Source organism: Vibrio sp. R78045 (genome assembly GCF_042466085.1).
Classification (GTDB): Bacteria; Pseudomonadota; Gammaproteobacteria; order Enterobacterales; family Vibrionaceae; genus Vibrio; species Vibrio cyclitrophicus.
In genome coordinates this window covers 82,315-104,065 of sequence record NZ_JAXHBS010000011.1, presented here as the reverse complement: position 1 = coordinate 104,065, position 21,751 = coordinate 82,315, and the positions used below count along the sequence as shown (strand labels likewise).

The following is a 21,751-nucleotide window of genomic DNA, read 5'->3' as shown; positions in this document are numbered from 1 at the left end:
TTGGCCTCCAATAGAGGAGTATTACTAAACCTAATACGAAACTCTAATACAGATTTGTACATAGCTTGATGATCGATAGTTCGAGCAGCTTTGAGTTGATATACATCCGGTTTTATAAGGTGATGTACGGGTTTGAACCGTAGGTAAAGCGTTATGTGCCAACACAATCACAGTTCTGATTCACTACAACTTTTGACGGTTTATAAGAGCTTGTTTTTACTTTAAATTATTGTTTTACATCTATTAATTTGATGGTTCTTCCTGTTGCTGTTAAAATGAAGTTGTGTGTTTTAGTAGGTGCATTTTATGAAGCTTGAAACTCGTATTAGACAATCGATAATACATCGTAAAGATGCAGTTTTTTCACGTTCAGACTTAGCTTTGCTTGGTAGTCAATCTCAAGTTACTTTCGTTTTATCTAAGCTAGTTGATAATGGCGAGTTGTTGAGAATTTCACGAGGGTTTTATGCAAAAGCTCATTTTATGGGTGGAGAGGTAAAAACCTGTGCTCCTGCAGATCAAGTGGTTAGAGACACTGTGAAAAAGCTAGGTATACAATTGTACGGCAATGCAGCTAAAGAGCTAAAAAACGCCAAACCAAAGTCCACTTTCGTTGTTGAAACAAAGTCTTCGCGTACGGAAAGAGTTTTGAAGTTTAATGATATAAAAATCATACTTAGAAGCCATAAGAAAAGTCAGAGTGATAAGAACAGTGATGTGGAGTCGGTCGAGAGAATACCGAAAAAAAATATTAGAGAGTACGTGTTAGCACTGGCTAAGCTCCATAATGTTTTTTACACATACAGTTCAATAGATCAATTTGCCGATTCGGTGACCTCATTGGCAGGAGACGAGGTTAAACATGATCAAGTTGAGGACTTACTAGTTGCATTAAAAAGAGCTGGAAAGCTATCAATGCAACAAGTTGCTTCGTTATCAGTTAATTATCTAAGGGAACGTCATGCCAGTCTTTGACCCTTTTTTAGACTTTGAGGAAAACGGCTATTTACAAAATAGGTTCAAAGAAAAAGATCCTAATGTAATTAGAGAACTAGAGCATACGATGTTTCGTGCTGGTCTAGATGACGCATTAGAATACCTATCAAAAAGAGACGAGATTGCATACAGTGACTTCCTAGAGGTTCATCGAATATTATTCTCAGAAATTTATCCATGGGCAGGTAAGGATAGAAATGAGTTAGTGCCTGATAAAGCTATATCTAAAGCGGGCGTTAAGTTTTGTCACCCTATGGAAATACAGCTTTCAATTGATTACGGGTTGCGGTTAGGTCAAGACAAAGAGTACCTGCGGGCTAATCCGGGTGAAGTTATGGGCTTATTTGCCTATGGTCACCCTTTCCTAGACGGAAATGGTCGTACAATGTTGTTAATTCATACTGAGTTGTGTCACCGAGCAGGTTTCTCGATAGAGTGGGAAAAAACGACGAAGTTTGAATACTTGACTGCCTTGAGTAAAGAGATTGAGAAGCCAAGAGATAAATCTTTAAACGCATATCTTTCTCAATTTATAAGCTCATCTAGAAATCGGGATTCATGGGGCGGTTCAATTAAAAGTATAAAAGGACTAGATGGTGTCGGTGAAACGAATAATGTTGATGGCGATTATTCTGATGAACAGGTATCTCGAGAGTATTTAGCGTATAAATTGGAACGAGATCGAGTAGAATAGCTGTTACTAAGTGCACCATAACAAATAAGGATTAAGCGCTACGAAGCCAGTGCTTAATCCGATTGTTGAGCAAACCTGCCTCTATCTAAAATTTTACCAGTTGCCGTAGACCGCCTTACCAAGCGGCTTTCCAATACCTAAAGTTATCCGCATCTTGCTAAATTAGCAAAGCCTCTAACTCGCTTCTGTCCGTGCGACCTGAAGTCGTATGAAGCGTTGTTCACCACGATAAGAGTGAACCATCTGTATCACCAGATGACCCTAGGATTCTGAATAAAGCAGCGAATCCGACAATGTAACGAAACTCGGTTATTAAACCGAGTGGGAACTGAATCGTGAGAGGACGTTCTTCCTGATAACCACAAATCGGGTAAGTGCTAGGGTGTCAGTATGATGAACGTAAGTGAATCCACGTAAGGCGCGTTATGCGATGAAGCAGCGGAAGTGGTTAATACGCTGTGGCCAAAACGGCAATGAGAGTCGGAAAGAAGTTGGACAGTACTCTTTCGTGATCGTTGTACTCTCCGCACTTATATGGACTCCTCGTTTTAATCAATGCCTTTTAAAATAGAACGATAGTTGCGCACTTATATACGGGCTCTTATTGGAGAGCTACTCCTGCCCTTTGATGTGTTCGCTCCAATGGTCCGAGTCTATAGCGCAGTATCTAAGTACTTTTGTGCGGATCTGAATTCCATTGGTTGTATTATCGCTTTATTTTATGCAAGTCATTGAATTAAAATTTGATTGACACTACTTATGCTTGAATCGCCAATGGGTGATACTCACTATCACTTTTTATGAGTGCAACGGCGGTTCTAACCGTCTTATTTGCCAGAGCAATAGCAGCTATTTTCTTACCACGTCGCTCTATCATAGATTTTAACCACCGTTCTTTTTCTGTTGTTGGTGCTCGAAGTGTAACTTTGTACACTATAGACATTGCTCCTTGATACAAGAGGCTTCTCAAACGCTTATCTGCGCAACTTTTAGAAATATGCCCTATACGCTCTTTACCGCCAGTAGAGTGTTGTTTAGGCGTTAATCCTATACAAGCAGACGCATCTCGACTTCGAACAAATTCTTTACCATTACCTAAACGTACCATTAGACCTAATGCTACGATTGGCCCAACTCCTTCTAGTTTACTAAGCTTTTTACAGATTTTATTTTGACTGACATGCTCTGTAATTAAACCGTCGTAGTATTCTATTTGTTCTGTATACATAGCTAATAAATCAGATTGAGATGCGAGTACTTGGCGTAAACAATCTGGTAACCCATTTTCTGCATCTTCTAATATTTCTGGGATCCGTTTTGCTAAAGGAGTTATTCCTTTGGGCAAAACGATGCCAAATTCCATTAAGAACCCACGCATTTGATTACTAAGTGCTGTTCGTTGGGCTATCTGTAATGCCCGAGCACGATCCAAACACTGTAGTCCTTGCTCTTCTTCAGACATCTGACTGCAACTAGATATATGAGGAAGTAGAGCGGCAACTCCTATCGCATAAGCATCATTCTTATCCGTTTTCTGTTTGAGTTGTAGACCTTTAACTGCACGAGGTGGGATGACTTTAACTTCATAATTATTTTTCTTCGCTAAGCGAGCCCAGTAATGAGCACCACCACAAGCCTCCATGACCACTAAAGAAAACTTCTTCTTTCCAGTTAGCAGTCTGATCAAACTAGTACGGCTGATAGCTTTGTTCATGAGAACTTCACCATTGATTCTCATATAGCAAACTTGAAATGAGTTTTTCGCTAGGTCGATGGCAAGTATTAGATTCTCTTCCATATCTGAGCTCCACTATTTTTACAGGTGTATTTATAACGTAGTCCCCGAGGGGAGAGGAGTCCATACATCTATAGTGGGCATCTAACCTGATATTGTACGCAACATACGGAACAGGGTAAGCCTGTATATCTCCCTTTGGGAAAGTAGTCTGCGAAGATTGCCGATAGGTGTGCAGGTAAAGGAGGTTAGAAAAAGCAAATGTCGCTTTGTAATGAAGTGGATACAGGTTTACATCTGGCGCGAAAGCGAGCTGACTTCTAACTGGTCTCCCGTTGCAAGATGATTTGAAGAACTTTATTCAAGGGGAAACGCAAATGGTGACTTCATCAGAAGTTAGTGCCTCTCCTAATGGCACTCAGTGGCAATCCATCGATTGGAAAGCCGTCGAGTCGCACGTGTTAAAGCTTCAAATGCGCATTGCAAAAGCAACCCGAGAGGGAAAACACAGTAAAGCAAAAGCTTTGCAGTGGGTCTTAACGCACTCCAGAGCAGCTAAATTACTGGCTGTGAAGCGAGTGTCCCAAAATAAAGGCAGTAACACTCCTGGAATAGATGGTGTCATCTGGAATACGGATGCTCGTCGAATGACCGCTGTGAATCAATTGAATCGAAAAGGCTATCGAGCTAAACCTCTCAGACGCGTCTACATCCCGAAAAAGAATGGCAAACTCAGACCTCTAGGCATTCCATGTATGATAGATAGAGCGCAACAAGCGTTGTATCTGCTTGCTTTGGAGCCAATTTCGGAAACAGTAGCAGATCCAAATAGCTACGGTTTTCGCCCTAACCGCAGTACGGCAGATGCAATTCAACAATGCTTCAAATGCCTGTGTCTTAAGCGTTCAGGTCGTTGGGTTTTAGAGGGTGACATTAAGGCTTGCTTTGACATGATCGGGCATGAATGGCTACTTGAACATGTTCAAATAGACAAAAGGATGCTGAAGCAGTGGTTAGGCTCAGGCTATATCGATAAGGGCTTGTTCTACCGAACTTCGGAAGGAACTCCGCAAGGCGGAATTATCTCCCCAACGCTTATGTTACTGACACTTGCGGGTTTAGAAAGACTCGTAAAAGAAGTGGCTAAGAAATCGGGAGAACGAGTTAACTTTATAGGTTATGCGGATGATTTTGTGATAACGGGTTCATCAAAAGATGTTCTTGTTAACGAAGTCAAACCACGACTGATTGATTTTCTAAAAGAGAGAGGGTTGGCACTCTCTGAAGAGAAAACGCACCTTACTCATATAGATGATGGCTTTGATTTTCTGGGCTTTAACCTCAGGAAGTACAAAGGAAAACTGCTCATCAAACCGAGTAAAACTAACGTTCTCTCCTTCTTGGGAAACTTGCGCGAACTCATTAAGAAGCACGCAACAATGCCAGTCAATGATCTTATCAGACTATTGAACCCTAAACTGAAGGGTTGGGCGAATTATTATCGCCACTGCGTTGCAAAACGTACTTTCGGTTATCTCGGTCATCAAATCTTCTGGCTACTGTGGCGATGGGCGGTAAGACGCCATCCTACTAAATCAAAAGACTGGGTAAGGCGCAAATACTACATGAACAGAAGTGGTGGTTGGCAATTTCATGGTTGGCAGAAAATTGCGAATATGGACTGTCACTACAACTTGGCTCAAATAGCGAAAACGCCAATTAAAAGACATGTGAAGATCCGAAGTGCGGCTACACCGTTCGATCCTCAGCACCAAGATTACTTGGCAAAGAGGAAACCGAAAAAGGAAAGCCGTCACTCTTGGTTTGATCCTGCTTTGACTGCTATCTAGGTTGCTGGGTAACGTAATACGCCTTAGCGGAGGCTTGAGCCGTATGCAGTGAAAGTTGCACGTACGGTTCTTAGGAGGGTGGCACTCGGCAACGAGTGTCGCCTATCCGACAAAACCTTCATTGGCTGAATTTTACCCGTGGTACTTTTTAGTCCCCAAACGTCTTAGAAGGTATAGTATTGGCCATCAAATTAGCTGATGTGCAAAACATGCACATTGGTCATCAAGAAACTACCGAGGAACCCTTAGCAGTTGCAGGATTTGTAACAAATTCGCATCCGAATACAGCTCATGTAAAGCTACTATATTTATGCGAAGAAAGTGAATTTTTACATTGGAATGTAAGGCGCTCTGGGACAATATTCTCCCTCAACTCAGATATTTAAAGGCGAAATGGGCTAATATAGTCAGACTGTTGAGCGAAATATCTTTGAAAGCACCTTGAGGTAACCATGGAGCAACCCTTTAATGATTCTATAGTGCATTTAACTGAAAGCCAGCTCAAAATGTTGGATGTAAAACTTGCTTCTATTGATACTGACATGGCGATATCTTTGTCTCTTGTTCGTCGAGCGCAAGGCTTGTCTTTTGACGATTTAGAGAGAAGAGTGAGTGGCATTAAAGGCTCGACACTCAAACGATATATGCAGCAAAGCTATACCTCGATTCGCCCTCTTCATATGGTGGCTGCTATGTCTTGGGTAATGATGGTTCCTATGACCAGTTTTTATCTTGCGTTAAAAGTGAAAGAAAATTACCGTGGTATGGATAGCCACACTGTAAACGCGTTGTTTTGCATTGGGCGTTTACCAACAAAACAGTTTGATCTTTATATTGATATGATCACAGAGCTTATGACTTTGGAGGGCCTAAATGATTTTCAAGGGTTTCGTGAGGAGTTACTTTCAACAACCTCGTTACCTTCGTGTTATGAACAATTACTCCCGCCCGATGATTTAGACCTGAATGCCTTTGCTATTGATTACTATCGTTCATCGGCGATCACTGTAAAGCGTTTTCGACTAGAGCATAATATTCCTATCGATGTCATTTCCCGTGTTTTAGGGTTATCTGTATACCAATACAGAACTTTAGAGGATGTGAATAAAACACGAGACTTTTCCGTGTCTATTGGATTTAGAGTCAAGTTAGGCTTTCAGCTTAATTCCCATGTGAATTTTACAAGTGAAATGGTCCAATTCCCTCAGTTTCATCAATTACGTCAATTCCAACATGTCAGAGATGCGTTAACTACCAAAGCTTTGAGCCTTGTGGCCGATAAAAATAAAAAACACGCCGTAGATATACTGATAAGTCTATCAAAGATATACATTAATAATTAGACATACCTACAGGGAGTGAAAATAATCAACCCAAAAAGCGCATTGTCTTGGGTTGATTGCACCTAACTAACAAGCAACAATATGAGGGTAGTTACTTATTTATGATGTTAGCTACTTAGTTAATCGTTGCAAGTTGTTTGTGCAGAGTCAGTTGTGCTTCTACTTGGGCGAGCATCGCACGCGCCACAGTATCTGGATATTGTAAATGAACAAGGTGGTCAGCATTATTAATTATGACTAAATGACCGTTAGGAAGTTGTTGCGCAAACTTTGTAGCTGTTTCTTTAGTTACATAAGGGTCATATTCACCAACACAAATAGTGCAGGGCGCTGTGATTTTATCCACATTGCTTGGAGTGTGTACTAAAAGTCGAACGGAGTTCTCGAAAAACACGTCAATGCGCTCTTGAGGCATGGCTTTAATGCTTCGTACTGTCGCTCTTATGATCGCTTTATTTTTCGGTATGCTGTCATTGTTAACTGTGAGCGATTCAGTAAAAGAATTCGCGAAACAAGTTGGGCTACTCATGGCAGCTGCAATCATTTTCTTTGTCGCTAAACGACCAGAAGAGGGGATCCCTGGTACACCGCCACAAATAGACATAGATCGAACATGTGGCCAGATATCGCAAAGCTCAACAGCAACAGCTGTCGCATAAGAAAAGCCGATGATATGAGCTGAACTCACTCGTAAATAACGAAGAAACTCTCGTAACATTGTAGCTTGGTCTTTAATGCTAATCGTCGATTCAAGGTTTTCGGTGTGTCCAGTGCCCGGTATTTCAATGGTGATACAGTTCATTTTATTGGCAAAGTGCGTGGAAAACGAATTTACACTTTCAATATCTTGCAATGCCCCGAGTAAAAACACTATGTACTGTTCAGAGTTATCACAGTGCTGGAAACGATAACGGTAATGATTATTATTTAAAAAAGTTTTGATGATTTCCATTTACTTTATCCTCTTTGTTTATATGGAGGCTTATAAATGATGGATAAAAAGTGAAATGGCTAGGGAAAATGAAAAACAAAATTTTAGAACAGCATTTAGCAGAGGCTGAGCAGCCAATGAAAAACTTTATGGCTGACTTGCTCGAAATATTAGGAAGGAAGGCATGTAGTGCACAAGATCCAGAGTTAGTCTTGCGCTACTTTGGTGCTGTACTGTCTATTCGTTTGGTGTCATTTGAGGGTGATAAAATGAACGAAAATACGGAAGAATAAGCCTGCTTGTTGCTCAGTCTATTGAATGGTTTGATGTTCAAACAAAAATATAACCTCTCTGCTGGGTTTTATTTAAAACGAAGATGACATGATTTATCACACACCATTTCATTTGCTTTCTTCAATGCGTGCTTTGCGCTTTCAGCCCACAAGAGTTCGGGGTTCATACAGGTTGATTTTCCCTTTTCCAAGCAACTTCCTTTAATAATGCAAATCTGTTTACAGAATTCTGCTCCAATAGCGGTGATCAGGATGACAATCAATACTCATAATTTTGTCGCAGATAAACTTGTCGATATTGTTGAAGATAAACATAAACGAATGCAGTTAATGGTGAACTCTTTCACTATTTTTGAGTTGTTCTTCCTTACCTCCCTATTTTTAAACAGTATCCCTTCTGGTGATGACCGACTGCTCAGCACCATCCTAGGCTTATTTTCCTGTTCTACTGCGGTCAATGTTTTTGTTATGAACAGAAATCAAGAAGCTGGTCGTATCGGGTTAACCATTATTAATTACTCTTTAGCCCTGATGCTTTTGTATTCAGGTGGATACGAATCTAATGGTTTCTTATGGAGCTATTTATTAGCCGCAGTCGGTATTTTTATTAACTCCTTTCGAATAGGCCTAATTTTAAATACCGTGTTTCTTATGGTCACTTCTGCCATATTGTTTATGGGGTTTGAGTATGGATTTAGCAGAGTAGAGTACAGTGAAATACTTTCATTTAGAGTGACCCTGACTCTGTTCGCATTGAGTGGTATGTGCCATATTCTTATTTTCTTCCAAGGTCGAGCTGATCATCAAATCCTGACCATGCATGAAAGTGACATCGCATCCTTAGCGTATTTAGATTCGTTAACGATGCTTTCTAACCGTATTACATTTCGTTCGGTTCTTCTTTATCATGCGACTCAAGAGGGGCAAGCAGAAAAAACGGCGCTCATCTATATTGATTTAGATAACTTTAAGTCCATCAATGATATCTACGGGCATGATGTTGGCGATGTAGTCTTAGCTGAATATGCGAAAACCCTCGCTCATATTGTAAAGCATGAATTGGGGGAGACCTCTGTTGGGGAGTATGACGTAGGGCGTTTAGGCGGAGACGAATTTGCTATTTTTGTTAGGGATGCGTCTGATGAATCAAAGGTCCGCCGTCTTGCCGAGCAGGTTCTTGCGATTACTGGTCATAACACGCTTCCAATTCTGCAAGATAAAAAACATGAGCTAAGTAGTAGTATTGGGGTCGCTTATGTGACTACACAACATCAAGACTTGATCGGATCATTGTCAATAGCAGACAAAGGCATGTATGAAGCGAAGAAGGCCGGGAAAGATAAAATCCGCTATGTAAACTTAAACCAGCAAACGGACTGAACAGCCACTTATGGCGATGCCGATACTGCAGTCTTTGCTGCTCGTAGTGGTGGTGATTGCGAGTCCGATTGTCTTAACGGTCAGTAACGATGGCATTTTGTTTTTAGGTTGTAAACGCATCGCCAGTGACATAGCGCGCCTTAAAAACTCGAACCAACCATGAACATCGAAATGAAACGCATTGAAGTATCAGACAGTTTCACAGGCACGACAAGGAAAATGGCGAGTTACGGATGAATATCGAGGAGTTTGCCATTGAAGCAATAAACTAAGCGTTATCATCTTTTATTGTTTGTTCTAGGGGTCTATTAATTATTTACTAAACGCCCCTTCTAAGCTCCAACCTTCAGCATACAATATATGCTTGTCTTTAATTTTGTCAGGCGTTGTATGCCTATCGATTAGAACTTCACTTGCTCTAACTTTTTGTATTGATGTCGATGGGGTTGTACCGAGCCCTACGACTGGTAAGTCTCTCCTTGAATTAAGCACATCTTCGATATCTGGTTTTTTGGTCATTAAAGGTTCTAGATGTGATTTTTTGCGTTTTTTCGGAAGTAAACTTTGCTTAGCTTTCTTACGTTTTAGTTCTTTTTTTCGAGCTACGTTGGCTAGATATCTTTTATGTGCTTTATCAAAATCTATTGAATTCAGTATATTAATTAAACAGCCTTTGAGGTGTGTAATATCATTTGTTGAATGGATAACGATGATTAGCTGGTCGAAGGCATGTTTTTCTTTTTTGTTCAATCTCAACTGGCCATTTAGACCTAGATGTTTAATTAGCGAAAGCTTATTTTTAAACGCATTAAAATTAACAATCGTCTCAACTTTTTGAATTGCGTGTGATCTATTCACTATTTTAGCTACAGTGGGGATACTTCTGGTTTTATGAGTTTTAGAAATGTGCTTAAGCATGTTTTTTTGCTTCACTAATGCTTGGCAATGTTTACATTTCACCATTTTATTTTGACTCAAAGTTTTCTCCATAGAACTAATTGATAAATTCAATAAGTTAAAGTTAGGCTTAAATTATACTAATACCCTACTATAAGGAGTTTCATACCCCTTGATTTCCATAGCTGTTATTTACGCACCTTTAAACACAAAACCATCAATTTGTTGTTTTGGCAAGCACAACAAGCTATTAAGCGAGGTTCATTTGAGTTATAACACTGAATACATAGAAAAAGTATTAAGGTCCGTTATGAAGGGCACTCTAAAACGGATATTGTTAGCTCTCTTCCAACAGCAATCTCAGACTAATTCTAGTCAGACTCATCCCATAGCTGAGAGGCCCAATGATTTACCCAGCAATGATGCAGCTAAAGTAACGATCTACGAACGGAAGCGGTGTTTTAACACACAAAGTTATTGGCAGGGTAATGATGTCGCGTCACCAGAGTTTATTACGCTTAGTTCGATTGGGATTGTTAGAGAGTTGTGACCCCACCAACACAAAATGTAATTTTGTGTTCAGCTCTTAATGTACTTCACTCTTGATGGGTTACTCAATCAAGCGTGCGTCATAATTACAACACTCAACAATTACTCTATCTAACCGTCTAGGTTCAAGAAAGTTAATTAATTCATCATTTAGCTCGCAGATTCGGCACTGTTCACCACAAAATGATTCCTGAGAAATAAAGTGTTCATTAACTAACTGTATCACTACCGCTTCAGCTAAATCATAAACCCTTTTATCTTGCTCTGAAGATACACCTAAAAGACTATTAAGAGTCTTAACAATATCAAGTTCTAATGCATCCATAAAACGATCATCAATTCCCACGTTATATTCCTACTTAGAAAAGTCGTGCAAACTTTTACAATACCACCACCTCCTTCACCAACACAAAGTGGTTGACACGCTTTCTGCCCTCTTTTAACCTAAATACTTCAAACGTTGAATACTGACGCACAGTATTAAGCACACGGGTTTAACCGCCCTTAAATGGCTCTCTGAAACGTGTCGCGGCTTCTTTTTAAAGAAGTGAAAGCATACTGATAATCTATCAGCTACCCCTCACCACCCATAGGAAACCTTTCCTTTGGGCAAGTGTTTCCTTGTTTTATAACAGGAGAAACACATGGACTACACAACCCTACTCGATAACTTCGTTTTTTGGGGCATCTTTCTATCGGTCTTTTGGCTGGTTTGGAAAAGTCATGCACCCATGACGTTTTTTGCTGCGCATTGGACACTGCTTCAACGCAACGCTGCGCCGATCCTTCGCATGAAGTTCACACGCCAAAGACGTTAACACTCAAGCTATCTTGCCGAATCAACTCACCTTTTTAGGAGCTTTCTCCTAAAGGGGTCGCTCCTTTTTATTAGGAGCGATTATGAGTCAAACTACCCCACCGCTATTTGGTCACTATGTACTTAATGACGCCCTCGATCCTTCGGGCTTTATTGATATCACATCCACGGCCAAGGACGCGGGCTTTTACTTCCCGTACACAGGCATCAGTCAACAAGCGTACTTTCAAGCGGTTGATGTGCCGGACGTTATCATTGAGTGCAGCAAAGAGAAGCTTACCCTTCAATTGCTGAAACTGGCGCGGCGAGCCGCCCGTAAAGTACCGGCTCAATCGCAGGTGCCCTTTACGGTGTGCCAACCACCCAGTCTCGATAACCTGTACGTAAACCGCTCACTCGACTTAATTGCGAGCATTGAGCGAGACCGACACGATCAACCTATGCTCATCATCACGACCAAAGAGGACGAGGTGCACGACGCATAATCATTGACCGTCAATACGGTGGTGCTCTGCACCACCTTTACCCATGAGGGGGCTTCCCTTCATGGGTGCTCCTTTTTTTATTAGGAGCACACCCTATGTCTTATTCAATCTGTTATGCCCTGCAAGCGTGGCACTACCCCATCACCGCATTGATGAGTGACGCGAAAGCGTGGTTTGAGCAGCAAGGCCTTAACGTCACTGACGCTTTTCATTCCGATGTGAAAAAACACTTAGGATTGACACTGCCTCGCACTGACACGTTTGTTTTTACCGGAGAGTTTGGTGAGAGCAACTTGTTTGATGATGACGGCAAGCGCGTACGAGACGAATGGTCCTGCCATGGTTTTCTGACGGCGTCTGATGCCGTGCGTTACCTTGGTATTCGTTGGTCAGAAGACGTCGAGTCTGGCAGTCTAAAACCCAATGGACGCTGGAGTACGGCCGAGAGTTGGATAAAACGCATTAAGCAGCAATTGAAACAGGCCGAGCCTTTATCACGTTGCCCACGCCGATGCGAAAAGTCCTTTTACTCAATGCCGCCACTCGATGCACTGTCAGAGTCACAGACGCGGTTGATGCAAACGCTTACGCGTATGTCGGTTGAGCCGATAACCGGGCTATATGGGGATGAACAAGCGTTTCGCTTAGTGTGTCACCCAAAAAGCGCCTTCGAGTGGTGGCTGTTTTGTCAAGCCGTTCATCACTTGCCAGAGCACCCGGCGGCGCTCCCGATGACCAGTATGGATTGGTGATGATATGCGATACCAATCCTCCTATGGCCAAGGAAAATTGCAAGAGCTGCAAGATGCCCCTGGCGAATACTACCAACTCACCGAGCCGGTGAGTCCCGATGAACTGCTGGATATGGCAAAAGCCATCGCCATCGACCGTTTATCACGCGGGGCCACCTTAGACAGCCCAGAGCAAACGAAACGCACCCTCAGTGGTTTACTGCAGGGGATGGATAGAGAAGTCTTTGGCGTGCTCTTTCTTAATACCCAACACCAGTTGATTGAGTTTGAGATCTTGTTTTATGGCACCGTTAACTCGGCCAGTGTCTATCCCAGAGAGGTCGTGAAACGCGCCCTACTTTGGAATGCCACCTCGGTCATTTTATGTCATAACCACCCTAGCCTATGCAGCGAGCCCAGTCAGGCGGACCGGCGTATCACACGGCAATTGTCGGATGCTCTGGCACTGATTGACGTGCGCATCCTCGACCACTTTGTGGTCGGTGAAACCGTCACCTCGTTTGCTGAGCGCGGCTGGCTTTAACTTTTACAATTCCCCAACCGGAGAGGTCTTCCGGTGGGAGGCCTTTTGCTTTTAATTCAGGAGGCCAACATGGTCCAAGTACCCGGCACACTCACCATCAAAACCGTTAGCGGGCGTTATGGCGACTTTAACGTCGCTATGCTCGATACCGACATTGGTCAATTCTCCGTTCGAGACGCGGTCTTAGATGAATACAGCGAAGGCACCTATCAAGGCACCTTTGGATTACAACGTATTTATCCGGGCAGCTATCAAACCAGCAACCGATTTGTGATTGAAACGCGCGCCGAGCTTAACGGCATTTGGCTCAGTGATTACAAAGAAGAAGCGCTGCCACGAGACGAGCCAATGGAAGAAGATCCGTTAGCCAAAGAGCGCAAGGCGCAACAGCAACTGACCGAGCAGCGAGACGTGGCCAGTCAGGCGTTGGCGTCGCCTCACGAAAGTCAAGAGGACTTAGTCAGCTTGTTTGGGCCACTGTGGCCATTACCAAGTAACATTGGTGACATCGTCAAGCTCACCCCAGAAGTGGGGCGAGAAGTGATGGGCAAACAACTGGCTTACCTCAAGCGTCGCATCAATGATGAGCGCGTGTGGAAGTTTGAGCCCAAAGCGCAGCATTGGATGCGCCTTCGCTTTGATGAGGAGGCAAGCTAATGGCCGTGATGCACCCGCGCGTGGCGCACAACTACCTTAAAGACGGGTATTACCCGACCGATGAGGCGACCTTAGCAGAGATAGCCAAGCGACTGCGGTTCAAAGCCGGCACTCAACGCTTGCTCGACCCGTGTTGCGGGGAAGGCAAGGCGCTGGCTCAGTTGGCGAGTCACATCGACCACCATGAGCAGAGCGCGCTTCACACCTATGGCGTGGAGCTGGATGAGGCGCGGGCCGTCACGGCCAGTCAATGCCTCGATTCGGTGCTGCGCAGCAATGCGTTTGACACACAAATCGGCTCAGGCAGTCAGACGTTGCTGTTTTTAAACCCGCCGTATGGCGCGGTGGTCACCGACCAGGTGGACAAACAACATCGTGACATGGCCAGACTGGAAGTGCAGTTCACTCAACGCCTGCTCCCCACGCTAAAGCGTGACGGCATATTGGCGTTGGTGGTGCCCTATCCCTCTCTCTCACCTGCGTTTAGCCGTTATCTTGCGATGCGGCTACGACAGGTCGAAGTGTTCGCTGCCTCAACCGACCGCTTTAAACAAGTGGTCATCTTAGGGCGCAAAGCGGACATGAGAGGGCCTGAGCATCAAGCGGAGCGCACACAAACGGCGACCCAATTGATAAACGCTGGCGAAGGTAAGGTGATATTGCCTTACCCCACTCGACCGTTTGAGATACCCCCAGTCAATGACGCACCATTTCGTTTTGAAATGATACGGCCAGATACGGGGCAACTTGAACAAGCGTTTGGGGCGCATGGGGGGCTTTGGCCGACCTTTGACACCCAATTTAACCTCGCGAGGCACCACCAAGTCCCTCGGCCGTTAAGAAAACTGTCACCTTGGCATTTGTCGTTGTCGCTCGCGGCGGGACAGATTGCCGGCCAGGTGCACAGCAACGATGGCTCTCAGACACTGCTGGTCAAAGGTGGCACTCAAAAAGTGCAGCGCACCGTGACGACGGTTGATGAGAGCCAAACCATCACCACCGTGATAGACCAATTTCAACCGCTCATTCGAGCGATTGACCTCACCCCGGGTGAGCGCTTTGGCCGCATCGTGGTCATACAATAACTTCACTGCCCGTCAGGCGCTTTTCCTGACGGGAAGGCGCCTTATTTTTTAATAAGGAACCTAACCATGAAGACTCCATTGATTTCGCTCGATAACGGGCTTTATCTCGATGCGGTGGTCACCACCGCTGATAACCAGGTGCAATTTCTCTCCGTATGGGGACGCGATGGCGCCATGCAACACTTTTTCGCCGCGCTCACGCTACCGATGAGCGAGGGCGGAATACGCGTCATGACCGTCAAACTACCGGAAGGCAATCTGGTGCTCGACTTTGCTCAGGCGAAGTCACTCACCAAACGTACCACACGGTTACCCAAACACACGCCCGTGGGCGAATGGGTGCACACCTGGCTTATTCACCCGTCGTTACTGAAACCTAGCGGTCAAAGTATGACGGTGATGAGTCAAACCCCACTGTCTCACGCCACGTTGTGGCCAACGCTCAAGCAGCTGTGTCATTTGCCGCTGTTAGAGCATTGGCAACCGGCCCTGCAACCAAGACTGCAATCCATGATTCACGAGCTGCCCTCCTATGGGGTATTTGCGTATCATTTGGACTTGCAGATTGACGTGATGGAGCCCTTAGTCAGTGAAGCGCTGCAGCAAGGCGTATTAACCGTACTGCAAGGAGCGATGGGATGAGCGACTCGACAGAAACCACTCAACAAAACGAGCAAGACAACGTGTTGTCTCTGCATGACTTCATCGACCAATTCGGTGACGGCCTATTGGACAACATTGAAGCGGCGCACCCGGCGCGTTATCAATCGGCGTGTGAAAAGCGCGCGGCGGTGATGCAATCGCTCAAGCGGGTGCCGTTTGAGGCGCAAGCCGAAGCGATTCAGGCCATCAGTACCCTACTGCTCGATGAGCGTGCCCCTGCGGGCATACTCAACGGCGAAATGGGCACGGGTAAAACCATCATGGGTATCGCCACCACGGCGGTGGCTTTCCATGAAGGCAAGGCCAAACGCTTTTTGCTGTTAGCCCCGCCGCACCTGGTGTACAAATGGCGCCGAGAAATTCTCGACACCGTTCACAACGCCAAGGTGTGGGTACTCAATGGCCCTGATACGTTGCGCTCTTTGCTCAAGCTGAGACAAGCGGCGCCTCATGATGGGCCTGAGTACATGATACTGGGCCGGGTTCGGATGCGCATGGGGTACCACTGGGAGAGCGCTTATCAAACTAAGACGCTCAAACGCACGTTAGGCCATGACGGTCTGCAGGCGCAAACCGCCCAACTGGACTTTGTTCGTTGCTCGGATTGCGGCGCATTAGCCAGAGATGAAGAGGGCGAGCTTATCGCACCGACGCATTTTTCGGTGGAAGTGCAACAGAGCTGCAAAGCGTGCCATGCACCGCTGTGGACACTTAAACGTCAACGCCAGAACGACAACCTGAGCAAGACGATTTCACGCGCCCTGCAGACCTTACCGACCATCGGTAAAGTCACCGCCGGGAAGCTGCTCGATGGCGTGGGTGAGCGCGTGCTGGCGAAAGCGCTGACGGACAACATTTACGAGCTGGTTAACTTGCTTGATGAAGACGGGGAGTTTGTGTTTAACGACCGACAATCTGAACGCATTGAGCGCAAGTTGGCCAAAACGCAATTTGCGTTTGGTCAAGGCGACTACCAGGCGAGTGAGTTCATCAAACGTTACTTCCCGAAGGGGTTCTTTGACTGGCTCATCATCGATGAGGCGCACGAATATAAGAACGCAGGGGCGGCCCAAGGCCAAGCCATGCAGGTACTCGCAGGCTGTGTGAAACAGTGCTTACTGCTGACGGGGACGCTGATGGGCGGCTACGCGGAAGACCTTTTTTATCTGCTGTGGCGCACCATGCCATCGGTGATGATGGAAGAGGGCTATCGTTACCACCGAGGAAAACTCGGCAGCGCCGCCCTCTCGTTCTCGCAAGAGCACGGCATCATCAAGGAAATCATGAAAGTGACCCACGATGTGAACCACAAAACCGCGAAAGGCAAGAACGTCAAAGTGAGTCAAACCCGCGCGCCCGGTTTTGGGCCGATGGGAGTGGCCAAATTCGTCTTACCTTACACGGTGTTCGTCAAACTGGCTGACATGGGTGACGGCATTTTGCCAGACTACCAAGAGCACTTTATTGAAGTGGCTATGGAGGATGAGATGCAGATGCATTACGCCGACATGGAACAACGCTTAACCGCGAGGCTTCGTCAAGCGTTGGCCGCTGGAGACCAAACCTTATTAGGCGTGGTCATGAGTGCGCTGCTGGCGTGGCCAGATTGCGCGTTTCGAGAAGAGAGGGTAACTCACCCTCGTACTCAAGAAACCCTGGCTTATATTCCGGCTTTGTTTGATGAGCAGACGCCCACGCCCAAAGAGCAACAGCTCATTGAGATGGTCAATGCGAACAAACTTAAAGGCCGACGGACCTTGGTGTACACCGTTTACACCGGCAAGCGCGACACCGCATCGAGGCTCAAATCACTGCTAAGTGACCAAGGCTTAAAATGCGCCGTGCTGCGTTCAAGCGTAAAAACCGAAGACCGAGAAGATTGGATACTGGAGCAGGTGGACAGAGGCATTGATGTGCTCATCACCAATCCAGAGCTGGTCAAGACCGGACTGGACTTGTTGGAGTTCCCTTCGATTGTGTTTACCAACACCGGCTATAACGTCTACACGCTGATGCAAGCGGCCAGACGCAGCTGGCGTATTGGTCAACGAGAGGATGTGGACGTGAGCTTTTTAGGCTACCAAGACAGCGCGCAAATGGCGTGCCTTGAATTGATGGCCAAGAAGATAGCGGTCACCCAATCGACCTCTGGCGACATGCCGGATAATGGATTGGATGTACTCAATAGTGATGGCGACAGTGTGGAGGTGGCGTTAGCCAAATCCTTACTCAAGCAAACAACGCGTTAAGACGTTAACGTCTTAACTTCCCCCAATGGGCATCTGATGCCCGTTGGGCTTGGGTGCCCATCGACTTTTAAGGACACAATGATGACGCAACTCATATCAACCGACCATGCCTTAGCCTTTGCGTATTTCAAAGAAGGCTTTCCGTATGGCGACGACAACCACTTATTGTTTGAGCAGGTCTCAAACGGTGGGGATTTGGAATTTTTCACTCTCGTACTGGAAACAGTCATTCCTGTAGTCGAGCACTATCTGGCGCAATTTGAGATAGACGCGCCCGATAAGTTGTACCTCTTCTACGGGGAGGCGTTTCCTTGCCAACTGAAACGGTTACTTGAGCGTGAGCCCAATCCTACCCGACAAGCGTTGGAGCAATGCGCTGACAAGGTCTTGCAACACATCGCCCAGGCGATGCGTGAGATCCGACAATAATTCAACCCAAACCGGGAGCTTGCCTCCCGGTACGCTCCCTTTTTATCTTAATTGGAGCAAACAAATGAACTATTGCATCAACTGTGGAGAGCAGGGCGCATTACAACCTCTCGATGTTCCAGCCAACGAAGAGCCACCGTTCTTAGAGCGTGGTGAGTTTGGAGCAGATAACCGCTATAGCCAAGAGCAGCCTGTCACGATATTACAATGTCAGCACTGCCAACATGAGATGATTGACCTATCATCGTAAACAAGAAAGGGAGAGCATCATTACTCTCCCTTCTTTTTTTACTCTATCTCACCAAGCAAACGTCTGAAGCAACCTAACTACGGTTACCTATTTCCAATAAGACTCAAATCATTGTTCCCCGATAGACATTGAAGCAATCCCCCTAATGTCCTGCGCTCAGCGCTGTGGTTCAAAAGGCTAGTGTTTTGTTTCAAAGGGTAGGCTGCGCCAAAGGGGAAAGGGGTCAAGGGAAGGGTTTTCCCAAGGGAAAAGCCCTATCCGGAAAGGGTAAAAAGGGAAGTGCGGATATCTAACTTGTCTAATTTTAAAAATATTCCTGTGGAATAACCCATGATATGTGGGAGATATTCCTGTGGAATAACCCGGGTATTTAAAGTTAATTACCTTCCATTTTATTGAAAACATCTATGATTGCTTCATCGATCATGGCCTGCTCACTACTACTTAATCTTTGGAACTCATAAGTGGTTTTTCTGGTTGATTTGTTGACACTTTTCTTAGCAAATTTTTTTTTATCTTCATATTCTGCCATATAAGAAACAATAGCCTTCTTTGGAATAGGCTTGTGATCTTTCAGGAGCTTTCTAAGCTGGGGCATTACAGTGTCGACATTTCCTTTTTTAATCTCTTTTAATAAAGAGCTTTTATCATTCTCCGACAAAACATTAACATCTACCTTGGATAATTCAGCATAGTCTGAACCAGACAGCTCGTTGATATCATCAAATAATTCGTAAAGCTCTTTACTAGTCATTGCTGCCTTCATAGCTTTAGACACTCTTGATTGAGAGATAGAAAAAGCATCGGCAATATCTTGTTGGGTTAGACCTACATTATCTCTCATCGACAAACAGCGCTTTCCCAATTCATAAAGGTTATGTTCTTTCGCCGTTTGAATCGACTTAGCTAATGCTTGAGCATCCACTAGAGAAATATCATTATCACTAATTAAAACCGAAAAAAACGGGATCTTTCCTTCTTGAGACAAGAAGTAGGCACGACGCCTAGAGCCATCTAGAAAACTTATTTTCCCTTTTTTACGATTAGCAATCGCTGGATAAAACTGTTGGAAGTCCATTGTAGATAGGTCTTCTAAGTTCACTTTATTTAGGTACTCTTGATCGCGACCATTTATACTAAAATCAACATAAGTACTATCTTTAACTTGTTCGTAAGTAAGACTAATTTCCAAAAATTTAGCTGTAGCTCCAGAGCTTAACTTCCAAAGAACTTCTTTTTTTTCAGGTGTGAATCCAAACGTATCATGTAGATATGAACGCAAATCCCCACCTGTAGATTCCAAGTCACGTTTAAGCTTCTCTGGTAACGAGTCTAAATTGTTTTTAGCTAGAGCTGACTTAGCAACATCAGCTCCCGGCTGATTATCAGTCATACCTAAAACTTGCTTCTTCCTAGCCATTATTGATACTCCATACATTGTCTACATCACGATAAATCTGACTAGCCACCTCAAAAGCATTCGTTCTAGCATCGTTCAAGGTTTTTTTTGCTTTTGGGTATTCACTTGCGGTTAGATCGAATACTGTATTCATCATAGAAGTACACAATTGCACTGCTTCAGAATGCTTGAACTGAGTAGGGTAAAGCCACTCCCCAAAGGAACGATTTAGTTGATTCATCAACGAAGTATTTGATACTGTTTGTCGATAATTAGTTACTAGCATACGCATAAAGTCATATCCCTTATGCTCATAGTTTTCTAATAGAGCCCAGACTTCAGGTAAGTTAGCAAAGTAGTTGCATGTTGCATCAATATCATTTTCATTCGCAGCTAATGGGAACACAATACTTGTAGCTGCAAAATATCCGTTATAAGTCATGAAGCTTAATGACGGAGGACTGTCCAATATAATGATGTCAAATTCATCTTTAACAGCGTCAACAATCTTTTTAACTTGCCCATATGGGTTGTCTAAATCCTTATGGACTCGGTGAAACCAACCTTCGAGAGATCGATCTGACTGTAAAGCTGGTAAAATTCTGAGGTTTGGAATTGTTGTAGGTAAAAATGCGTCACTTACCAATTTTTCAAATGTTTCGCCATCTTCAAAACTATAGTTTCCCCTAACAATATCCCCAACGCTAAACTCACTATCACGTTGAGCATTAGAAGCGTAGTACATACTAAGAGTAGATTGGCCATCTAAATCAACTAATCCAATGCGTAGTTTTTCAGGAAACTCAGCACTTAAGCATGCTGCTACAGTAGCTGCACATACTGTCTTACCTACACCTCCTTTTTGATTCTGCATCATTATTACTTGGCATTTTTGATTGGCTTTACGATGAAAGTGCTCATTTTTTTGTAGATTCTTGGGAAGAAGACTCTCAAAATCGTAAAGTTCAGATATACTCATCGACCACTGCATGCCTTCTCTAGCCTTTACGTTAAAACCTAAGTTCTTAACATGATTATCTAAAGTAACTTTATTAATGGATAAGTAATCTGAAACTTCTTGCCTCGTGTATAATCGTTCTTCTTTTGGATAGAAGTCGTTACGTTTTTGAATATAGGCGTCAGCTCTTTCTTTGAGTCTTTCAATTTCTAACTTAGTACTCATAACTTCCTTTACCAAACCAATCAAATTAAACACAACCTTATCTTATATCAAAAATCAATACAACTACAAAAAATCAGTATACCTAAAGAGCTGTTTGTGAGCTCACTTAACAATATGAATCTCAGTAGTTTTTTTCTCATGGATGTATAAATCATCGGAAAGTTGTATTTTTTTTTATTATTATTAAGTTGTGTATAAAGTGTAAATCTCGAACGAGCGTAGCAAGAGAGAGATATACACTTTATGCACGACCTTCCTATAAAACACCTCTAATTATTAAACCTATGGATCACCTATAAGATCACCTATGGATCACCTATAAAGCCTATAAGATCCTATAAGGTTGTTTTAAAACATCTCTAGCCCTTGATATGTAAGGGTTGTTACATTTTCATAACATATTTAAATTATGCTAAATCGGATTAGTTGATCGTTTTGTCGGATTGATAAAAGTGTTATACGACCAAAATAAGCAAAATCAGATAGAAATAAGTGGACTCCTACCAAAATAAGTCGTTCGGATTGAAATAATAAGGTTCGGAAAAAACCAATGCTTTCAGATTATTTTAATGCCTGAATGACCAGAATAAG

Annotated in this window: 23 protein-coding genes; 17 read left to right on the top strand and 6 right to left on the bottom strand. The window is 44.0% G+C overall.

The genetic code is table 11. The features are described from left to right. Positions 1 to 306 precede the first annotated feature (306 nt). The gene (locus SJY39_RS09575) at positions 307 to 975 is read left to right on the top strand and encodes a type IV toxin-antitoxin system AbiEi family antitoxin domain-containing protein (protein ID WP_102332567.1); all 669 of its coding nucleotides are present in this window, start codon (positions 307 to 309) and stop codon (positions 973 to 975) included. After that, complete coding sequence (locus SJY39_RS09570) at positions 962 to 1,690, top strand: Fic family protein (RefSeq protein ID WP_102332568.1); 729 nt, start codon at positions 962 to 964, stop codon at positions 1,688 to 1,690. The genes SJY39_RS09575 and SJY39_RS09570 overlap by 14 nt, the downstream gene beginning before the upstream one ends. Before the next feature lie 757 nt (positions 1,691 to 2,447). On the opposite strand, the gene SJY39_RS09565 is transcribed toward SJY39_RS09570, so the two are convergent. Further along, the gene (locus tag SJY39_RS09565) at positions 2,448 to 3,488 is read right to left on the bottom strand and encodes an IS110 family transposase (protein WP_102333785.1); all 1,041 of its coding nucleotides are present in this window, start codon (positions 3,486 to 3,488) and stop codon (positions 2,448 to 2,450) included. 314 nt (positions 3,489 to 3,802) lie between these two features. Here SJY39_RS09565 and ltrA point away from each other — a divergent pair, with 314 nt between their 5' ends. Further along, positions 3,803 to 5,275 (top strand): group II intron reverse transcriptase/maturase, encoded by a 1,473-nt coding sequence (gene ltrA / locus SJY39_RS09560; RefSeq protein ID WP_016800697.1) that lies wholly within the window; start codon positions 3,803 to 3,805, stop codon positions 5,273 to 5,275. A gap of 452 nt (positions 5,276 to 5,727) precedes the next feature. Then, positions 5,728 to 6,618 (top strand): hypothetical protein, encoded by an 891-nt coding sequence (locus SJY39_RS09555; RefSeq protein WP_102333703.1) that lies wholly within the window; start codon positions 5,728 to 5,730, stop codon positions 6,616 to 6,618. A gap of 115 nt (positions 6,619 to 6,733) precedes the next feature. Here the strand turns inward: SJY39_RS09555 and SJY39_RS09550 are convergent, their stop codons facing one another. Further along, positions 6,734 to 7,570, bottom strand: a complete 837-nt coding sequence (locus tag SJY39_RS09550; protein ID WP_102333702.1) for an alpha/beta fold hydrolase — start codon at positions 7,568 to 7,570, stop codon at positions 6,734 to 6,736. Between the two features lie 68 nt (positions 7,571 to 7,638). Here SJY39_RS09550 and SJY39_RS09545 point away from each other — a divergent pair, with 68 nt between their 5' ends. From SJY39_RS09545 to SJY39_RS09535, 3 genes are all read left to right on the top strand, one after another. After that, a complete protein-coding gene (locus tag SJY39_RS09545) occupies positions 7,639 to 7,842 on the top strand; it encodes a hypothetical protein (protein ID WP_102333704.1) in 204 nt (67 codons plus the stop codon). A gap of 252 nt (positions 7,843 to 8,094) precedes the next feature. Continuing rightward, positions 8,095 to 9,222, top strand: a complete 1,128-nt coding sequence (locus SJY39_RS09540) for a GGDEF domain-containing protein (RefSeq protein ID WP_157938698.1) — start codon at positions 8,095 to 8,097, stop codon at positions 9,220 to 9,222. A 10-nt stretch (positions 9,223 to 9,232) separates the two neighbouring features. After that, positions 9,233 to 9,385: a hypothetical protein gene (locus tag SJY39_RS09535; protein WP_162299052.1), complete on the top strand. Its 153-nt coding sequence runs from the start codon at positions 9,233 to 9,235 to the stop codon at positions 9,383 to 9,385. Between the two features lie 149 nt (positions 9,386 to 9,534). Here SJY39_RS09535 and SJY39_RS09530 read toward each other — a convergent pair whose 3' ends face one another. Together SJY39_RS09530 and SJY39_RS09525 are read right to left on the bottom strand one after the other, a co-directional pair. After that, complete coding sequence (locus SJY39_RS09530) at positions 9,535 to 10,200, bottom strand: hypothetical protein (protein WP_102333700.1); 666 nt, start codon at positions 10,198 to 10,200, stop codon at positions 9,535 to 9,537. A gap of 529 nt (positions 10,201 to 10,729) precedes the next feature. Beyond that, positions 10,730 to 11,014, bottom strand: coding sequence for a hypothetical protein (locus SJY39_RS09525; protein WP_102333698.1), 285 nt, complete (start codon positions 11,012 to 11,014; stop codon positions 10,730 to 10,732). Between the two features lie 298 nt (positions 11,015 to 11,312). Here SJY39_RS09525 and SJY39_RS09520 point away from each other — a divergent pair, with 298 nt between their 5' ends. The 10 genes from SJY39_RS09520 to SJY39_RS09475 all read left to right on the top strand — a co-directional run bounded on the left by SJY39_RS09520 (position 11,313) and on the right by SJY39_RS09475 (position 18,578). Then, positions 11,313 to 11,486, top strand: coding sequence for a hypothetical protein (locus SJY39_RS09520; RefSeq protein WP_164496852.1), 174 nt, complete (start codon positions 11,313 to 11,315; stop codon positions 11,484 to 11,486). An 82-nt stretch (positions 11,487 to 11,568) separates the two neighbouring features. Next, a complete protein-coding gene (locus SJY39_RS09515) occupies positions 11,569 to 11,970 on the top strand; it encodes a hypothetical protein (protein WP_102333687.1) in 402 nt (133 codons plus the stop codon). Positions 11,971 to 12,065: 95 nt separating this feature from the next. After that, entirely contained in the window at positions 12,066 to 12,722 is a 657-nt protein-coding gene (locus tag SJY39_RS09510) for a hypothetical protein (RefSeq protein WP_102333697.1), read from the top strand. A 4-nt stretch (positions 12,723 to 12,726) separates the two neighbouring features. Next, entirely contained in the window at positions 12,727 to 13,245 is a 519-nt protein-coding gene (gene radC / locus SJY39_RS09505; RefSeq protein ID WP_019820928.1) for a DNA repair protein RadC, read from the top strand. A 69-nt stretch (positions 13,246 to 13,314) separates the two neighbouring features. Next, positions 13,315 to 13,902, top strand: a complete 588-nt coding sequence (locus tag SJY39_RS09500; RefSeq protein WP_136975172.1) for a DUF3275 family protein — start codon at positions 13,315 to 13,317, stop codon at positions 13,900 to 13,902. Next, complete coding sequence (locus SJY39_RS09495; RefSeq protein ID WP_154723990.1) at positions 13,902 to 14,987, top strand: DUF6094 domain-containing protein; 1,086 nt, start codon at positions 13,902 to 13,904, stop codon at positions 14,985 to 14,987. The genes SJY39_RS09500 and SJY39_RS09495 overlap by 1 nt, the downstream gene beginning before the upstream one ends. 66 nt (positions 14,988 to 15,053) lie before the next feature. After that, positions 15,054 to 15,629: a hypothetical protein gene (locus tag SJY39_RS09490; protein ID WP_102300491.1), complete on the top strand. Its 576-nt coding sequence runs from the start codon at positions 15,054 to 15,056 to the stop codon at positions 15,627 to 15,629. Continuing rightward, positions 15,626 to 17,899 carry a DEAD/DEAH box helicase family protein gene (locus SJY39_RS09485; RefSeq protein WP_102333864.1) on the top strand — a complete coding sequence of 758 codons (2,274 nt, stop codon included), beginning with the start codon at positions 15,626 to 15,628 and terminating at the stop codon, positions 17,897 to 17,899. The genes SJY39_RS09490 and SJY39_RS09485 overlap by 4 nt, the downstream gene beginning before the upstream one ends. Before the next feature lie 78 nt (positions 17,900 to 17,977). Next, complete coding sequence (locus SJY39_RS09480) at positions 17,978 to 18,328, top strand: hypothetical protein (RefSeq protein ID WP_235612610.1); 351 nt, start codon at positions 17,978 to 17,980, stop codon at positions 18,326 to 18,328. Positions 18,329 to 18,392: 64 nt separating this feature from the next. Beyond that, the gene (locus SJY39_RS09475; RefSeq protein ID WP_102333862.1) at positions 18,393 to 18,578 is read left to right on the top strand and encodes a hypothetical protein; all 186 of its coding nucleotides are present in this window, start codon (positions 18,393 to 18,395) and stop codon (positions 18,576 to 18,578) included. Between the two features lie 376 nt (positions 18,579 to 18,954). Here SJY39_RS09475 and SJY39_RS09470 read toward each other — a convergent pair whose 3' ends face one another. Both SJY39_RS09470 and SJY39_RS09465 read right to left on the bottom strand, forming a co-directional pair. After that, on the bottom strand, positions 18,955 to 19,998 hold the full coding sequence (locus SJY39_RS09470; RefSeq protein ID WP_102333861.1) for a ParB family protein: 1,044 nt from the start codon (positions 19,996 to 19,998) through the stop codon (positions 18,955 to 18,957). Then, a complete protein-coding gene (locus tag SJY39_RS09465; protein ID WP_102333860.1) occupies positions 19,991 to 21,160 on the bottom strand; it encodes a ParA family protein in 1,170 nt (389 codons plus the stop codon). Before SJY39_RS09465 ends, SJY39_RS09470 begins: the two co-directional genes overlap by 8 nt. Positions 21,161 to 21,751 lie beyond the last annotated feature (591 nt).

Excerpts from the sequence above, each read along its gene's own strand:
- SJY39_RS09575 (WP_102332567.1), top strand. The coding sequence starts at position 307 with ATGAAGCTTGAAACTCGTATTAGACAATCGATAATACATCGTAAAGAT.
- SJY39_RS09570 (WP_102332568.1), top strand. The coding sequence starts at position 962 with ATGCCAGTCTTTGACCCTTTTTTAGACTTTGAGGAAAACGGCTATTTA.
- SJY39_RS09565 (WP_102333785.1), bottom strand. The coding sequence starts at position 3,488 with ATGGAAGAGAATCTAATACTTGCCATCGACCTAGCGAAAAACTCATTT.
- ltrA (WP_016800697.1), top strand. The coding sequence starts at position 3,803 with ATGGTGACTTCATCAGAAGTTAGTGCCTCTCCTAATGGCACTCAGTGG.
- SJY39_RS09555 (WP_102333703.1), top strand. The coding sequence starts at position 5,728 with ATGGAGCAACCCTTTAATGATTCTATAGTGCATTTAACTGAAAGCCAG.
- SJY39_RS09550 (WP_102333702.1), bottom strand. The coding sequence starts at position 7,570 with ATGGAAATCATCAAAACTTTTTTAAATAATAATCATTACCGTTATCGT.
- SJY39_RS09545 (WP_102333704.1), top strand. The coding sequence starts at position 7,639 with ATGAAAAACAAAATTTTAGAACAGCATTTAGCAGAGGCTGAGCAGCCA.
- SJY39_RS09540 (WP_157938698.1), top strand. The coding sequence starts at position 8,095 with ATGACAATCAATACTCATAATTTTGTCGCAGATAAACTTGTCGATATT.
- SJY39_RS09535 (WP_162299052.1), top strand. The coding sequence starts at position 9,233 with ATGGCGATGCCGATACTGCAGTCTTTGCTGCTCGTAGTGGTGGTGATT.
- SJY39_RS09520 (WP_164496852.1), top strand. The coding sequence starts at position 11,313 with ATGGACTACACAACCCTACTCGATAACTTCGTTTTTTGGGGCATCTTT.
- SJY39_RS09515 (WP_102333687.1), top strand. The coding sequence starts at position 11,569 with ATGAGTCAAACTACCCCACCGCTATTTGGTCACTATGTACTTAATGAC.
- SJY39_RS09510 (WP_102333697.1), top strand. The coding sequence starts at position 12,066 with ATGTCTTATTCAATCTGTTATGCCCTGCAAGCGTGGCACTACCCCATC.
- radC (WP_019820928.1), top strand. The coding sequence starts at position 12,727 with ATGCGATACCAATCCTCCTATGGCCAAGGAAAATTGCAAGAGCTGCAA.
- SJY39_RS09500 (WP_136975172.1), top strand. The coding sequence starts at position 13,315 with ATGGTCCAAGTACCCGGCACACTCACCATCAAAACCGTTAGCGGGCGT.
- SJY39_RS09495 (WP_154723990.1), top strand. The coding sequence starts at position 13,902 with ATGGCCGTGATGCACCCGCGCGTGGCGCACAACTACCTTAAAGACGGG.
- SJY39_RS09490 (WP_102300491.1), top strand. The coding sequence starts at position 15,054 with ATGAAGACTCCATTGATTTCGCTCGATAACGGGCTTTATCTCGATGCG.
- SJY39_RS09485 (WP_102333864.1), top strand. The coding sequence starts at position 15,626 with ATGAGCGACTCGACAGAAACCACTCAACAAAACGAGCAAGACAACGTG.
- SJY39_RS09480 (WP_235612610.1), top strand. The coding sequence starts at position 17,978 with ATGATGACGCAACTCATATCAACCGACCATGCCTTAGCCTTTGCGTAT.
- SJY39_RS09475 (WP_102333862.1), top strand. The coding sequence starts at position 18,393 with ATGAACTATTGCATCAACTGTGGAGAGCAGGGCGCATTACAACCTCTC.
- SJY39_RS09470 (WP_102333861.1), bottom strand. The coding sequence starts at position 19,998 with ATGGCTAGGAAGAAGCAAGTTTTAGGTATGACTGATAATCAGCCGGGA.
- SJY39_RS09465 (WP_102333860.1), bottom strand. The coding sequence starts at position 21,160 with ATGAGTACTAAGTTAGAAATTGAAAGACTCAAAGAAAGAGCTGACGCC.